Annotated in this window: 14 protein-coding genes; 4 read left to right on the forward strand and 10 right to left on the reverse strand. The window is 68.7% G+C overall.

All coding sequences use genetic code 11. The annotated features are described in order from the left end of the window. Nucleotides 1–12: 12 nt before the first annotated feature. The 9 genes from JOD67_RS26605 to JOD67_RS26645 form a co-directional block, all read right to left on the reverse strand. A complete protein-coding gene (locus tag JOD67_RS26605; protein WP_205120433.1) occupies nucleotides 13–339 on the reverse strand; it encodes an ArsR/SmtB family transcription factor in 327 nt (108 codons plus the stop codon). Between the two features lie 8 nt (nucleotides 340–347). Continuing rightward, the gene (trpD, locus tag JOD67_RS26610; protein ID WP_205120434.1) at nucleotides 348–1376 is read right to left on the reverse strand and encodes an anthranilate phosphoribosyltransferase; all 1029 of its coding nucleotides are present in this window, start codon (nucleotides 1374–1376) and stop codon (nucleotides 348–350) included. Nucleotides 1377–1483: 107 nt separating this feature from the next. Next, nucleotides 1484–3445 (reverse strand): hypothetical protein, encoded by a 1962-nt coding sequence (locus tag JOD67_RS26615; RefSeq protein ID WP_205120435.1) that lies wholly within the window; start codon nucleotides 3443–3445, stop codon nucleotides 1484–1486. Continuing rightward, complete coding sequence (locus JOD67_RS26620) at nucleotides 3442–4512, reverse strand: glycoside hydrolase family 130 protein (protein WP_239554066.1); 1071 nt, start codon at nucleotides 4510–4512, stop codon at nucleotides 3442–3444. The genes JOD67_RS26615 and JOD67_RS26620 overlap by 4 nt, the downstream gene beginning before the upstream one ends. 3 nt (nucleotides 4513–4515) lie before the next feature. After that, entirely contained in the window at nucleotides 4516–5358 is an 843-nt protein-coding gene (locus JOD67_RS26625) for a carbohydrate ABC transporter permease (RefSeq protein ID WP_239554068.1), read from the reverse strand. Nucleotides 5359–5361: 3 nt separating this feature from the next. Next, nucleotides 5362–6237 (reverse strand): carbohydrate ABC transporter permease, encoded by an 876-nt coding sequence (locus JOD67_RS26630; RefSeq protein WP_205120436.1) that lies wholly within the window; start codon nucleotides 6235–6237, stop codon nucleotides 5362–5364. A gap of 7 nt (nucleotides 6238–6244) precedes the next feature. Continuing rightward, nucleotides 6245–7522 (reverse strand): extracellular solute-binding protein, encoded by a 1278-nt coding sequence (locus tag JOD67_RS26635; protein ID WP_205120437.1) that lies wholly within the window; start codon nucleotides 7520–7522, stop codon nucleotides 6245–6247. Beyond that, the gene (locus JOD67_RS26640; RefSeq protein WP_205120438.1) at nucleotides 7519–8571 is read right to left on the reverse strand and encodes a LacI family DNA-binding transcriptional regulator; all 1053 of its coding nucleotides are present in this window, start codon (nucleotides 8569–8571) and stop codon (nucleotides 7519–7521) included. Before JOD67_RS26640 ends, JOD67_RS26635 begins: the two co-directional genes overlap by 4 nt. A gap of 96 nt (nucleotides 8572–8667) precedes the next feature. After that, nucleotides 8668–9099 (reverse strand): hypothetical protein, encoded by a 432-nt coding sequence (locus JOD67_RS26645; protein ID WP_205120439.1) that lies wholly within the window; start codon nucleotides 9097–9099, stop codon nucleotides 8668–8670. A gap of 1173 nt (nucleotides 9100–10272) precedes the next feature. On the opposite strand from JOD67_RS26645, the gene ctaE reads away from it, so the two are divergent. The 4 genes from ctaE to qcrB are packed head-to-tail and all read left to right on the forward strand — an operon-like array spanning nucleotide 10273 to nucleotide 14479. Continuing rightward, on the forward strand, nucleotides 10273–10920 hold the full coding sequence (ctaE, locus tag JOD67_RS26650; protein WP_205120440.1) for an aa3-type cytochrome oxidase subunit III: 648 nt from the start codon (nucleotides 10273–10275) through the stop codon (nucleotides 10918–10920). Nucleotides 10921–10960: 40 nt separating this feature from the next. Then, nucleotides 10961–11770 (forward strand): cytochrome bc1 complex diheme cytochrome c subunit, encoded by an 810-nt coding sequence (qcrC, locus tag JOD67_RS26655; RefSeq protein WP_205120441.1) that lies wholly within the window; start codon nucleotides 10961–10963, stop codon nucleotides 11768–11770. Beyond that, a complete protein-coding gene (gene qcrA / locus JOD67_RS26660; protein ID WP_205120442.1) occupies nucleotides 11767–12795 on the forward strand; it encodes a cytochrome bc1 complex Rieske iron-sulfur subunit in 1029 nt (342 codons plus the stop codon). Before qcrC ends, qcrA begins: the two co-directional genes overlap by 4 nt. Nucleotides 12796–12799: 4 nt before the next feature. Beyond that, the gene (gene qcrB / locus JOD67_RS26665) at nucleotides 12800–14479 is read left to right on the forward strand and encodes a cytochrome bc1 complex cytochrome b subunit (RefSeq protein WP_205120443.1); all 1680 of its coding nucleotides are present in this window, start codon (nucleotides 12800–12802) and stop codon (nucleotides 14477–14479) included. Nucleotides 14480–14547: 68 nt separating this feature from the next. Here qcrB and JOD67_RS26670 read toward each other — a convergent pair whose 3' ends face one another. Further along, entirely contained in the window at nucleotides 14548–15087 is a 540-nt protein-coding gene (locus JOD67_RS26670) for a hypothetical protein (protein WP_205120444.1), read from the reverse strand. Nucleotides 15088–15090: the final 3 nt, after the last annotated feature.

Here is a 15090-nt window from a genome sequence, read left to right on the forward strand (position 1 = left end):
GCGGTGCTCCTCCTACTGCTCCTCGGCGAGCAGGTCGCCGAGGCGGTCGAGTTGGCGCTCCCAGGTCGTGCGCTGGTCCTTGAGCCAGTCCTCGGCGGCGCGCAGGCCGTGGGGGTCGAGCTGGCAGGTCCGTACCCGGCCGACCTTCTCCGACCGGACCAGTCCCGCGGCCTGCAGGACCTGCAGGTGCTGGACGACGGCGGCGAGCGACATCGGAAGGGGTTTGGCGAGCTCGCTGACCGAGGCCGGCCCGTGCGTCAGGCGCTGGACCATCGCCCGGCGGTGCGGATCGGACAGCGCGTGGAACAGCCGGTCCCACGACGCCTGATGGTCAAGCACGCCCTTGACTATACCGGCTGAGCTGCGGCGATCCAGTCCCCCAGACGCGTGGCGGCGGCCCCGGTGTCGATGGACTGCTCGGCGCTCTCGAACGCGTTCGCCAACCGGTCGGCGAGGGTGTCGTCGGTGTAGTCGAGCACGGCCAGCGCGGCGGCGGCGTTGAGCACGACGGCGTCGCGTACCGGTCCCTGCTCCCCCGCCAGCAGCCGCCGGCAGACGTCGGCGTTGAACGTCGCGTCGCCGCCTCTGAGCGCGTCGGCCGGGGAGGGCGCGATGCCGAGCTTCGCCGGGTCGACGGACTCCTCCTGCACCGTTCCGTCGTGCACGACCCACACGTGCGAGGTGGTCGCGGTGGTCAGCTCGTCCAGGCCGTCGTCGCCGCGGAACACGAACGCGTCGACACCGCGGGCGGCGAACACGCCGGCGAGGATGCCAGCCATCCGGCTGTCCGCGACGCCGACCGCCTGGGCCTGCGGACGGGCCGGGTTGGCGAGCGGGCCGAGGAAGTTGAACAGGGTGGGAACGCCGAGCTCGCGCCTGGTCTGGGCGGCGTGGCGGAGCGCGGAGTGGAACCGCGGGGCGAAGCAGAACGTGATGCCCACCTCGTCGGCGAGGCTGGCGACTCGTTCGGGCGCGAGGTCGAGCGGGATGCCCAGCTCCTCCAGCAGGTCGGCGGCGCCGCACAGGGAGGAGGCCGAACGGTTGCCGTGCTTGACCACCTTCGCGCCCGCGCCGGCGGCGACGATCGCGGCCATCGTGGAGATGTTGACCGTGTGAGCCCGGTCGCCGCCCGTACCGACGACGTCGACCGCTTTGCCGGGGACCGTGATCGTGACGGCGTGGTCGTACATCGCCTGGACGAAGCCGTCCATCTCGGTGACGGTCTCGCCCTTGGCCCGCAGCGCGATCACGAAGCCGGCGATCTGGGCACCCGTGGCCTCGCCGCTGAGGATCTCGCCCATCGCCCACTGCGCCTGCTCGACCGCGAGGTCGGTGCGGGCGAGCAACGCGGACAGGACCTGCGGCCACGTGGACATGGGCTGATCCGCCACGGCTGTGCCTCCCTGGTCAGCTGAGAATCCGGCACGGCGACCCTACCGGGCGGCTTGTCCAGGCAGAACGGGAACGGGTAGCGCCGGCCAGCTCAGCGCCGTACCACCGCCGTGCCGCCCGCGGGCAGTGTCACCTTCACAGCCGGACCGTCGACGGTCCGCACCGACGTCGTCCGGCCCGTCGGATCGAACACCCACACCTTGGCGGTTCCCGAGCCGGGCAGCTCGATCGTCGCCGCGCGCTTGCTCGACGCGAAGCTGCGCAGCAGGGCCGTGCTGTGGCCTCCTCCGGTGAGGACGAGTCGTTCGACCTCCGGTTGGACGAGGACCGCGTCGACCAGGGCCGTACCGTCCAGCCCGACCGCCGACACCGGCTCGCCAGCCTCGATCACGCGAGGGAGCGTCACCATCGTCAACGCACCAGGCGCGGGCGAGTCGCCCTGACCCCCGATGCGACCATGGTCGACCTTGCCGGTGGACCACCTGCTCGTCCCGGCACCCGGCGCGAGCTCGACCACCGGCAGGAGCAGGGACCGTTCCGTCGCCACGGCGCCGAAGTCCAGCCGGCCGCCGAGAGCGAGCCGTACGCCGGAGCCGCTCCACAGCGACTCGCCGGTCCACGCGCTCGGCGGCACGTACGCCTCCGCCGCGCCGGACCGCGCTGCCGCCTCGGCCTCGTGCAGGCGCCAGGTCGTCCGTTCGGCCACGGTCGCCGTCCGCGCCACGGCCGCCACGTCCGGCGCCCGGTCCAGCGCGAGCATCGCGAGCAGGCCGTGGATCGTCGACTCCGCGCCGGAGTTGCGGTTCACGTTGCCGGAGCCCTCGACGCCGTCGTACGTGCGGCCGGTCGACGGGTCGTACATCGGCTGGCCGGACGGGTTAGCGCCGAAGAACCAGGCGGCGCTCATCCCCGCGACGACCCGCAGCGCTGGACGGTGTCGCGCGGCGGCGAGCAGCGTCTCGACGCGCGACTGCGCTCCGTACGCGATCTGCACCTGGTCGGTCGGCGAGGGCAGCCAGCCGTTCTGCGGTCCTGCCGCGATGAGCAGGTGGGGCGTGAACGAGGCCGCGTCGGACAGCGCGGCGTCACGCAGCCGCGTCCCGCCGACCGCCTCGTACGCGCCGACCAGTCCGGCCGGCGCCAGCCCGCCCCAGGCGTGCCACACCGATCGCGACAGCGCCCACGGCAGCACCGCGCCGAACGGCCATTGCCGAGCGTCGCCGGCCCGCATCCCGGCCACGCCGGCGGCGAGCTTGCGGAGCACAGTCCGCGCGCGATCGTCGTTCCTGGCTTGGAGATACGCCGAAAGGCCGAGCAACGCTTCGCCGGTCGCGTCCGCACCATCGGCGATCAACCACGCGGGCACGCGGGTCCCGTCGATGTCGAGGTACCGGCCGTAGTCGACGAGCACCTGCCGCTCGACCGCACCGAGCGCGAGCCGCAGCCGGTCGCGGAGGAAGCCCGCGAACGCCGGATCGGACCGTTCGAACGCCGCGTACCCTTCGCCGAACGCCCAGATCGTGCGGGCCAGCCAGTACGAGTCCGCGCTGTCCGACGGGTCGGGCAGCTCGACCGGCTCGGCGCTCGGGTTGAGCGTGCCGTCCGGCTGCATCCACAGCACGACGTTGCCGGCGTTGGGTCCGCTCGAGGTCTGCAGGTAGCCGAGCCCGCGCAGCAGCTGGTACGCCGCCTCCCGGCTGCTCTTCGAGCCGGTCGCCCGCCAGTGCCGCAGGTAGACGACGGCCGCGCGGCTCACGTCGTCGGCGTTGAACGCGCCCTGACCGTAGGTGTCGGTCGCCGCGTCGTACGTACCGCCACCGATCCGCTTGTAGGTTCCGTCAGCCTGGCGGTCGGCGTAGGTCCAGAGCATGCCGAGCTCGGGCTGCTGGGCGAGGCGGAACGTCGTGTGACCGACCTGCGCCGGCGGCGCGACGGAGTCGCGCAACCAGTTCAAGTGTGAGAGACTCGTCAACGGGGCTTGGGCTTGCGCGGGTGTCGCGATCAGCCCGACAGCGAGGAGTGCCAGGCAGAGAAGGCGGACGATGGTCCTCATACTCGCTCCAGTCTGGCGACGCCGATGCGCGCGTCCGCCATGCCGTAGAACACGTATCGAACCCCGTTGACTTCTTCGATCGCGGTCGGGAAGACCACGTTCGACACCGTGCCGACGCGCTCGTCGTCGGTCTCCGGGACGAGCAGCGGTTCGGCCGTCCGCGCGAGCACGCGCGAGACGTCGGCCGCGTCGAGGATCATCGCGCCCGCGCCGTACCGGACCTTCGCGGCGGACGGGTCCCAGCCTTCGCCGGCGTCGCCGCTGACCCCGTGGTGGATCAGCAGCCAGCCCTCGTCGACTCGGATCGGCGGCGGTCCGGCACCGATCTTCAGCGCCTCGTACTCGTAGACGGACAGCGCGACCAGCCGGTGTCCGCTCAGCTGGACGAGCCTGTCAAGGCGGCCTTGCACCTCGGCGACCGGGACGTACGACACCCAGATGCCGGGCCGCTCGTCCTCGACGCCCGCCGGCAGGTGCACGCCCTCCCCCGGCCGGAACCAGCCGAGATCCCACATCGGCCGGTGCAGCATCGCGAACGCCGGCTCGCCGTCCGGGCCGGGGACCGGCTCGGGGAAGAATACCGCGTCCTTGTTGGGGAAAAGGTTGAGGTCGGTGTCGAGCGCCGGGTCGTACCCGAAGTGCACCGGACCGAGCCGCCGCCAGTGCGCCAGGTCTTCCGACACCGCGAGCGCGAGCTTCGGACCGAGCGGGCCGAACGCGACGTACGTCATCACATGCAGGCCGAGCGCAGGGACCCAGGTCGTCCGCGGATCCTCCACGCCAGCGTTGTTGAGGCCGCGTTCCCAGCCCTCGTCGGGTGCGAGCACGACTCCGCGCCGCTCGACACCGACCGGCACCCCGTCGGCGAGGACGACCTCGGCGAGCCCGACCCGCGACACGTTGCCCGTGGCGACGAGCCGAGGCAGCAGGTGCAGGCGGCCGTCGGGAGTCCGGCCGCTCGCCGGGTTGAGCACACCCTCCGCCTCGAACTCCTCGCCAGGATCGGGCGTCATCACGACGCCGAGCCTGGTGAGCGTGTACGGGACGGTGCCGGTCGTGGTCGTCAAGAGTCAGCCCTTCACACTGCTGCCGAGATTGGTGGACACGAAATGCCGCTGGAGCGCGACGAAGAGCGCGACGGCCGGAGCGGCCAGCACGCAGGAGCCCGCGAGGATCGCGCCGAACGGGTTGGCCGCGCGGGACGAGACGTTCGAGATGTAGTTGGCCAACGAGACCGCGAGCGGCTGCATGTCGGCTTCCTTGGTGATGAGGAACGGCCAGAGGAACTCGTTCCACGGACCGATGAACGTGAGCAGCACCGCCGTGAGCAAGGCCGGCTTGACGAGCGGCACGGCGATCCGGAGCAGGATCTGCACCTCGTTCGCACCGTCGATGTGGGCCGCCTCGAACAGCTCACGAGGCAGCTGCAGGAAGTACTGCCGGAACACGAAGACCGCGGTGGAGTTGATCGCGAACGGGAGGATCATGCCGAGGTAGGAGTCGGCCAGCCCGTAGTCGCGGACGATCAGCACGTAGAGCGGGACGGTCAGGAGCTGGAACGGCACGATCTGGATCAGCAGCATCGTGTTGAAGACCGCACCGCGACCGCGGAACTCCAAGCGGGCAAGGGCGTATCCCGCCAACAGGCCCAGCGTGATCGTGCCCAGGATGACCCCGCCGGTGAAGATGCCCGAGTTGATCAGCGACGAGACCAGGTCGATCGCGCCGTGGATCTCGCGGTAGTTGCCGAACGTGATGTTGCCGGGATCGGGGAACGCGCCGGCCGGAGACGACTCCGGCTCGGCCTGCAGGCTGCCGACGATCATGTAGTAGAAGGGGAACAGGAACAGGACGGCACCGAGCAGCAGGGCGACGAACTGCAGCACGCGGATGGGCTTGGACGCCGTTCTCATCGCTCAGTCCCTCTCCAGAAGGCGGCGCTGGATCAAAGCGACGAGCAGCGCACCGACGACCAGGATCACGCCGATCGCGGAGGCGACGTCGGGGTTGCCCTGCTCGATGCCGCGTTGGTACATGAGCAGCACCGGCGAGGTGGACGCACCGTCCGGCCCACCGCCGCCGGTGAGCAGGTACGGCTCGGTGAACAGGTTGGCGCCGGTGACCGTGGCGAGCAGCACGACGAGCGTGGTGGCCGGACGGACGCCGGGCATGGTGACGGCCCAGAACGTGCCGAACCTTCCGGCGCCGTCCACCGCGGCGGACTCGTACAGCTCCTTCGGCACGTTCTGCAGCGCGGCGAGATAGAGCAGGATGAAGAAGCCGAGCTGCTTCCAGGTCACGTAGATCGCGACGGTCGGCATTGCCAACGTCTCGTTGACGAGCCAGGACGGATCGGGGGCGAGCGGCCCGAGGATCGCGTTGACGAGACCGTTCGAGTTGAACAGGAACAGCCAGACGCCGACGACCGCGACGCTCGCGGTGATGTACGGGACGTAGTAGCTGACGCGGAAGAACGTCCTCGCCCGCACGGCCTTGTTGAGCGCTGTCGCGAGGACCAGCGACAACGCGACCGTCAATGGCACGTTGATGACGAGGAAGACGGCGATGTTGACGAACGACTGGCGCACCGCCGCGTCGGAGAGCACCGCCGCGTAGTTGGCGAAGCCGACGAACGGCCGGTCGACGATCGCTCCCGGCGCGGCGAAGAAGTAGTCGTGGAACGACATGTAGACCGCGAAGCCCAACGGGAAGGCGAAGACGGCCGCGAGGAAGATCACGTACGGCGCGACGAACAGCGCGCCGACCGGCTGTTTGCCCAGGAGCCTCGTCATGGACGGCTCACTGCTTGGCGAGGCCGTCGATCTTGGTCGCGGCCTCGTCGAGGGCTGCCGCCGGCTCCTGCTGGCCGAAGATCACCGACTTGGAGTATGCGTCCCGGAACGCCTGCCAGATCTCGATGGAGTTCGCGACGTTCGGGACCTCGACCGTGCGGTCGGCCTGGGCGGCGAACGTCTCGTACGGCTTGTTCTTGGCGAAGTAGTCGGGGTAGGCAGCCGGCAGTCCCTGCCGCATCGGCATCTGCCCGGTCGTCTCGAGCAGCTTGCCGTCCTGCTCCTTGCTCGTCGCGGCCTTCAGCACGTCCCACGCGGTGGCGCGGTTGGCGCAGGCCGAGAACATCGCGATGTTCTTGGCGTCGGAGAACGTGAAGATCTCCTCGGCGGGCTTGGCTGTCTTGGTCGGAACGGGCACGACGCCCCAGTCGACCTTGTCGCCGTAGGAGGCGATCGCCCACGGTCCGGCGATCGTCATCGCGGCCTTGCCGTCGGCGAACGCGTCGCCGTTGTACTTCTCCTGCGAGGCGAGCTTCTCCTTGTACAGGCTGCTCCAGAAGTCCGCGACCGCCTTGCCCGCGTCGTCGGTGAACTGCGCCTTGCCGTCCTCGACAAGCAGCTTGCCGCCGGTCTCGGCGGCGAACAGCGGGTAGAAGTCGAACCAGGGTTGATAGAACTCGTTGCTGGGAGCCGGCCAGATCGCGAACGGCGCGGCCTTGCTGCTGACGATCTTCCGTGCTGTCGCGAGGAAGTCCTCGTACGTACCGAGGTTCGCCTCGTCGGCGCCGGCCTTCTTCAGGAGAGCCTTGTTGTAGAAGATCATGACCGGGTTGGACTTCCAGGTCAGCTGGTAGAGCTTGCCGTCGGGCGACTCGTACTGCTTCGCCTTCTCACCGGTGCGTTCCTCGACGTACTGCCGCGCACCCTCGAAGTCGTCGAGGGCGACCAGGCCGCCCTGCTTCTGGAACTGCGGAACCGCCGCCGGTGCGGTGTTGAAGATCAGGCAGGGAGCGTTGCCCGCGGTGATCGCGGCGCCGATGACCTCTTCGGAGCTCTTGCCGGCGGGGATCTCCTGGGCGGTGACCTTCTCGTTGGGGTGGTCGGCGTTCCAGGACTCGACGAACTGCTTGCCCCACGCGACCTCCTCCTTGTTGTTGGAGAACCAGACCTTGATCGGGCCTCGAGCCTGGTTCGCCTCGCTCGTCGCTTCGCCCCCGTTGTTGCCACAGGCGACGGTGCTGGCCAGTGCGGCGATGGCCACCGCCGCGGCGAGGATGCGCCTCATGTTCGTTGCCCCTTCCGGGTGCTTGGCGTGCTGGTCGACCCTCGGACGACCAGCTCGGGCGGCTCGAGCTCGACGTCGGCGACGACGTTCCCCTCGACGAGGGAGACGAGCATGTGGGCGGCGACCTGACCCCAGGCGAACACGTTCGTCCGCACGGTGGTGAGGCCCGGGTGGATGTGGGCGGCGAGCTCGGTGTCGTCGTACCCGGTCACCGAGAGCTCGCCGGGCACGTCGATGCCGAGCTGTTGGGCGACGTTCATGCCGGCGATGGCCATGAGGTCGTTGGCGTAGACGATCGCTGTGGGTCTTTCTGTTGTGTTGAGGAGGCGCTGGGTGGCTTCGCGTCCGCCGGCTGCGGTGAAGTCGGCTGCCTCGACGCGGCCTGGTGGGAGTCCGTGCCTTTCGAGAGCCTTTTGGAACGCCTCGCGCCGGCCGTGGCCGTGGACGTACTCCTCCGGTCCGGCGACGTGGGCGAGGTTCGTGTGGCCTTGCGCGACGAGGTGGTCGACGGCCTGGGCGATGCCGGGCTCGTGGTCGAGCCTCGCCGCGGGGTGCGGCGACTCCTCGTCGGGCACGTTCAGCGTGACGGCCGGGATGGCGAGGTCGTCGAGCAGCTTCAGCCGCGGGTCTCTGCGGCGGAGGTCGGTGAGGAACACGCCGTCGACGCGGCGGTCGCGCGCGAGGCGGCGGTAGCCCTCGGCTTCTTCCTCGGCGTCGCGGACGACCTGCAGGACGAGGGAGTGGGACCGTTCCGCCATGACTGTCTCGACGCCGGCGATGAAGGCGGGGAAGAACGGGTCGGACCCGAGGAGCACCGGGTCGCGGGCGATGACGAGGCCCAGCGCGAAGGCCCGCTTGACCGAGAGTCCGCGAGCTGCCTGGCTGGGCGTCCAGCCGAGCTCCTCGGCGACCTCGAGGATGCGCTGGCGGGTGGCCGGAGCGACGCCGGGGCGACCGTTGAGGGCGAACGAGACGGCACCTTTGGACACTCCCGCGTGCTTTGCCACGTCGGCGATCGTCAGCCTTCGGCCGCGCTCGCGTTCAGGCATGCCCGTGACTCCTGGGTCCAGTGGTAAACCGGTTTAGACACTAAACCGGTTTATACCCCCGGGCGTCAAGGACTTCTTTTGGTGCGGGCTTTACCTTCAGGAGGCGGGCTGCGCCGCGCGGCGACTGCGCGCGAGGCCGACGAACGCCTTCACCAGCGCGATCGGGTCGATCGGATGCGGCACGACCGCCTCGGCCCGGGACCAGGTGGCGAGCCAAGCATCCTGGACGCGGCCGGTCAGCACGAGGATCGGCGGGCACTGGTAGATCTCGTCCTTGAGCTGCCTCGCGAGCCCCATGCCACCAGCAGGAACGGCCTCGCCGTCGAGGATGGCGACGTCGATGCCACCGTCGTCGAGCTGCTGGATGACAGCGTGGTGGGTGGCGCACTCGACGAACTCGACGTTCGGCAGGTCCCGTTCGGGCCGCTTGCCGATCCCGAACTTCACCTTGTCCCGCGTAGTGCGGTCGTCGGAGTAGACGAGGACGCGCAACGAGCGTTCGTTCGACGCGGCGGAATCAGCACTCACGGGTCGCACTCCGGCTGAGCTAGGGGGCCTCTGCAGACGATCGTATCGATGCGGTGGGGTTGCCGACCGGGGACCCGCTCGCCTTCGCCAGGGCCGGGCGGGATAGCGCGAAGACTTTTGGTCGCTATAGCGCGCATAGTCTTCGCCCTAATCCGCGGTGTGGCGGGTGGGGTTGATGTGGCGTGGCTGGTGATCATGTACGTGATCGTGAAGGCGTAGCGGTCTATGCGACGGTTGCGCCTTCATGATCACGTACATGATCACCGGGCCTGGCTCGGATGGCAGGTGCGGGTGGAGAGGTTTGGATGAAGGGCACCTTCATCCAAGGGTCCAGGCGCGGGGGACTGTGGCGTCGACCAGGTGGGGCGTCGGCGTCGTCCCGCCGCTCTTTGGCCGGAGCCGTTCGGGTCAAGGGTCGCTTGCGATCGCGTAGCGACGCCGCCCTCCGGCGAAGCCGCCGTGGCGCCCTTGACGCGGACGGCTCCGGCTAAAACACTGGCGGGCGAGAATGACGCTCCCCGAGTTGCTTTGCGCAGCTCATTGGCGGTGCGGGCTGTCGGGATGCCGGTCTCGGGATGAGGCCTCATCGGGGCCTGGGAGCTGGCGTGGGCTGTTGCGGCGGTCGATTTTGGTGGCCGGTCCGGGGCGCGTCAAGGGCGCCTCCCAGGGGGCGCTTCGCGCAGACCGAGAGAGACGTCGCTTCGCGACCACTTTGCGGCCCTTGACTCGCCGCGGCCCGGCCACCTGCTTTTCACGCGCCGCCCCACCCCCGGGAACGGGTGCCCGGAGGAGGTTCCTTGCCGTTCAGGTTTGCTGCCGTGCTCGCGTCACTTGTTAGGCCCCGGGTCTCTTGTCGTGCGGATGAAGCCGGGGGTGGCCGTCCGCTCCCCTCGTTTCGAATCAGGGCGTCCCTCTAGCGATCTATTCGATACAGGGACGCCCCTCATACCAAACGGGCGCGGTTCTAGTGGCGGATGTCACGTTCCGACCTCTGTCCTCGTCATAGGTAATGAGCAATCGTGGTCTCACACCCCGAAGACCGCGCTGGGTGGGAGGTGAGAGGTCTTGTGAGTGCGATCACGAGCCCGTCAACCGCCCTGTTCAGAGCCCGGAACCAAGACGGCGCGCCGGGGTTCGGGGGTCCCCCACTACGAGCTGTAGGGGACCGACATAATGAGCCTCGTGGCGACTGCAACCGTAGAGCCGACGGCGCGCTTCCACGGGCATCCTGGGCGACCCTCGATGGTCTCCGTGGGCACGATCGTTTGGCTGGCGAGCGAACTGATGTTCTTCGCCGCCTTGTTCGCGGCCTACTTCACGATTCGGGCGGTCTCGCCGGAGCTGTGGGAACAGTCGACGGCGATTCTCAATCTGCCGTTCGCCTCGTTCAACACCACGATTCTGGTGCTCTCCTCCGTCACCTGCCAGATGGGCGTGTTCGCCGCGGAGCGGGGGCAGGTGGGGCGGATCGGGAGCGTGTTCAACCCGGCGAAGTGGGGACTGCGCGAGTGGTTCACCCTCACGTACGTCATGGGCGCGTTCTTCGTGGGCGGCCAGGCGTACGAGTACGCCGAGCTCGTGCACGAGGGCATCACGATCCAGTCGTCCGCGTACGGCTCGATCTTCTATCTCGCGACCGGCTTCCACGGCCTGCACGTGACCGGCGGGCTGTTCGCGTTCCTCATCGTCTTGGGCCGGACGTTCATGGCGCGCCGGTTCACCCACGAGCAGGCCGTCACGGCGATCGTCGTGTCCTACTACTGGCACTTCGTCGATGTCGTGTGGATCGGCCTGTTCGCGACCATCTACCTCATTCAGTAGTAGGGCGCCGGCCGCATCCCAGAAACGAAAGCAGGTTCAGGTGAGACTGCTATCGGCAGGGCGACGACACCGGTTCGCCGGCGTCGTCGTCACGCTGTTCGCCCTCGTGGTGCTCGGGGGTACGTACGCCGTCATCGCGCCTCAGCAGAGGGCCGCGGCTGACGCCGCCGCGCAGGCGACGCAGATCGAGGAGGGGCGCAAGCTCTTCGCGGTCAGCTGCACGTCCTGCCATGGCCTGAACGCCGAGGGCAGCAAGGAGGCCCCGTCGCTGATTGGCGTCGGTGCCGCGGCTGTCGACTTCCAGGTCGGGACCGGCCGGATGCCGGCGCAGCAGCCCGGCCCGCAGATGCCGCGCAAGAAGGTCATCTTCACCGACGAGGAGATCGCCGCCATCGCGGCGTACGTCGCCTCGCTCGGGCCTGGTCCGTCGGTTCCGGCTCCGGAACAGTACGACCCCGAAGGCCTCTCCGACGCGGACATCGCCGAGGGCGGTGAGCTGTTCCGTACCAACTGCACCGCCTGCCACAACGTGGCTGGCAAGGGCGGCGCGCTCCCCTGGGGCAAGTACGCGCCAAAGCTGGGCGGTGTCGACCCGAGGCACATGTACGAGGCGATGCTGACCGGCCCGCAGCAGATGCCGGTGTTCTCCGACGAGGTCATGACGCCGGAGGAGAAGAAGAAGCTGATCGGGTACGTCGAGGAGATCACCACGGCACCGAGCCAAGGTGGCTTCGATCTCGGCTCACTCGGACCGGTGACAGAGGGGCTTGCGACCTGGCTCATCGGCCTGGCCGTGCTGGTCCTGGTCGCCGTCTGGATCGCAGCCAGGGGTGCGAGGGTGAAGAAGTGAGTGACCACGGTTCCCACGAGGTAGCGCACCGGCCGGCGGCCGGGCAGGAGCTGGCGGATCCGGTCGCCGACCCCGGTCTGCCGCCGCACGAGCCGCGGCTCACCGACGTCGACCCGAAGGCCGCGGACCGCGCAGAACGCCAGATCGCCGGCATGTTCGGGGTCGCGACGATCCTGGTGATCGCGTTCGTCGTGCTCTACCTGATCGTGCCCCGGCACAGCTCGTTCCTGAACCTGGGCGCGTCCAACCTCGCGCTCGGCGTCACGCTCGGTGGCGCGCTCACGCTGATCGGCGCGGCGTGCATCCACTGGACGCGCAAGCTGATGAGCGACCACGAGATCGTTCAGGACCGCCACTTCGACCGCACCACGTCGGAATCCCGCGATGAGGCGGGCGAGACCCTCAAGCGGGCCGCGGTCGAGAGCGCGCTCGACCGGCGCAAGCTGCTCCGCCGGTCGCTCATCGGCGCGATGGCCGCACTCGGTCTGCCGGTGGTCATCCTGCTCGCCGACCTCGGTCCGCTGCCGGGCAACAAGCCGGCGCACACGGTCTGGCGGCGCGGCGTACGGATCGTCAACGACGTCAGCAACAAGCCGGTCCGGCCGGAGGACATCAAGCTCGGCCAGCTGGTCAACGCGCTGCCCGCCAACATCGAAGAGCTCAAGGAAGGCGCGGAGCAGCACGCCGCGAAGGCGAAGGCCGCCGTCATCCTCGTCCGGATGGAAGAGGGCGACATCCGCGCGATGCCCAACCGCCGCAACTGGAGCGTCGGCGGGGTCATGTGCTACTCGAAGATCTGCACGCACGTGGGTTGCCCGACGAACCTATACGAGCGGGTCACCCACCACCTGCTGTGCCCGTGCCACCAGTCCACGTTCGACCTGTCCGACAGCGGCAAGGTCGTCTTCGGGCCGGCGGCGCGCGACCTGCCACAGCTGCCGATCATGGTCGATGCCGAGGGTTACCTGGTCGCCCAGCGCGACTTCACGGAGCCCATCGGGCCTAGCTATTGGGAGCGGGGCTGATCTCATGAGCAAACCCGTCGCCGGTCCGGTCGGGTTCCTGGACGACCGACTCGGTCTGTCCAAGATCGCGAAGCCGGTCTTCCGCAAGGTCTTCCCCGACAACTGGTCGTTCCTGCTCGGTGAGATCGCGCTCTTCAGCTTCATCGTGCTGCTGCTGTCGGGCACGTTCCTCACGCTCTGGTTCAAGCCGAGCATGCAGGAGGTCGTGTACGACGGCTCGTACGGACCGCTCGTCGGCGTGCACATGTCCGAGGCGTTCGCGTCCACGCTGAACATCTCGTTCGACGTCCGCGGCGGTCTGCTGATGCGGCAGATCCACCACTGGGCCGCGATGCTGTTCATCGCGTCGATGACGATCCACATGCTGCGGGTGTTCTTCACCGGCGCGTTCCGCAAGCCGCGCGAGCTCAACTGGCTGCTCGGCACGATCCTGCTGCAGCTCGGCCTGATCGAGGGCTTCACCGGCTACTCGCTGCCGGACGACCTGCTGTCCGGTACGGGTCTGCGGTTCGTCGAGGGTCTGATCCGCTCGGTCCCGGTCTTAGGCACGTACGTGTCCTTCTGGGCGTTCGGCGGTGAGTTCCCCGGCGACGCGTTCATCCCACGGATCTACGGCATTCACATCCTGCTGATCCCGGGCTTGATCCTCGGCTTGATCGCGTTCCACATCTTCCTGGTCGTCTACCACAAGCACACCCAGAAACCGGGCGCCGGGAAGACGAATGCGAATGTCGTCGGCTACCCGTTCGTGCCGGTGTACATGACCAAGCAGACCGGCTTCTTCTTCATCACCTTCGGCGTGACCGCCCTGATGGGTGGCCTGCTGCAGATCAACCCGGTCTGGATCTACGGGCCCTACAACCCAACGCAAGTGGGGGCGGGCACGCAGCCCGACTGGTACATGGGCTGGGTCGAGGGCGGCATGCGGATCATGCCCAACTGGGAGTCGAACATCTTAGGCTTCACGATCAGTTGGAACGTGATGCTGCCCGGCCTCGGGTTACTCGGATTATTGGCGATCGTGACGGGTCTGTATCCGTTCATCGAGCAATGGGTGACCGGGGACAAGCGCGACCACCACCTGCTCGACAAGCCACGGAACGTGCCGACCCGGACCGCGTTCGGCGTTGCTGGCATGACGTTCTACGGTCTGATGTGGATCGGTGGCGGTAACGACATCATCGCGACGCACTTCCATATCGCGATCAACCACATCACGATCGCGCTCCGAATACTCGTCTTCATCGGGCCGGTGATCGCGTTCCTGATCACGAAACGGATCTGTGTGGGCTTGCAGCGACGCGACCGAGATCAGCTGCTGCACGGGCGAGAAACGGGCATCGTGATGCGGCTACCGCACGGTGAGTTCATCGAGGTGCACGAACCGATCTCGAACGAAGAGGCGTACGAGCTCGTCGCGCACGATCGGCAGCTCCCCGTCTCCGAGCCGGAGGTCGACGCGAACGGCGTCGCGGCCCCCGGTGGGATGCTCGCGAAGCTGCGTCGGCGGGTGTCGCGGTTCTACTTCCGCGACGTCGTGCAGAAGCCGACGGCGAAGGAGCTCGAGATCGCCCGTTCGCATGGACACGGGCACGAGGGCAACGGCCACGGCGAGCTCGAGTCCGGCTCGTCGGAGTCCTCCGGCCGCGAGGTCGGCTCCGGCGCCCGCGGTGGCGGCGACTGACCGCTCCCCCACGTACGACGGCGAAACGGCCGGACACCCTCACGGTGTCCGGCCGTTTCTCTTCGTGCTCAGGAGCCGAGGCTCTTCCGCCGTACACGTACGTGGTGCTTTCCGCCGCTGCCGCCCCAGGCGCCCGAGGTCGCGACCTCCCAGCCCTGTTGGTCGCGCAGGTGCTGGGCGAACGTGTCGAGCTCGAGGATCTCGCAGCCGCAGTCGAGCCGGACGTCGACGGTCACGTACGCGCCGCGGGACTTGGGCTGCTCCTCGCGGATGCTCCAGGTGACCTCGTGCCGGTGCTCGGCCAGGCCGGTCCACTTCGGGTCGTACACGATCCCGACGGCCCGCGCGAACACCTCGAGGTCGTCGATCAGGAACAGGTGGCTGGACCACTCCCCCGGCCAGACGGCGAACAGCCTCGACTCGCCGGCCACCGCACGGTCGTACGACTCGCGGCCGCCGCCCCACAGGACCGTCCCGTCGGTCTGGACCTCGAAGTAGCACACGGTCGCGAGCCGGTACGGGAACTCCCGCCCGAGCGCCGCGGCGCTGCGCGGCTCGTACACCGAGCCGGGCACCGCCTTGTCCTCGAACCTCCTTGCTGGGCTCACGCG

Origin of the sequence: Tenggerimyces flavus, from assembly GCF_016907715.1 — a bacterium.
GTDB classification, from domain to species: domain Bacteria; phylum Actinomycetota; class Actinomycetes; order Propionibacteriales; family Actinopolymorphaceae; genus Tenggerimyces; species Tenggerimyces flavus.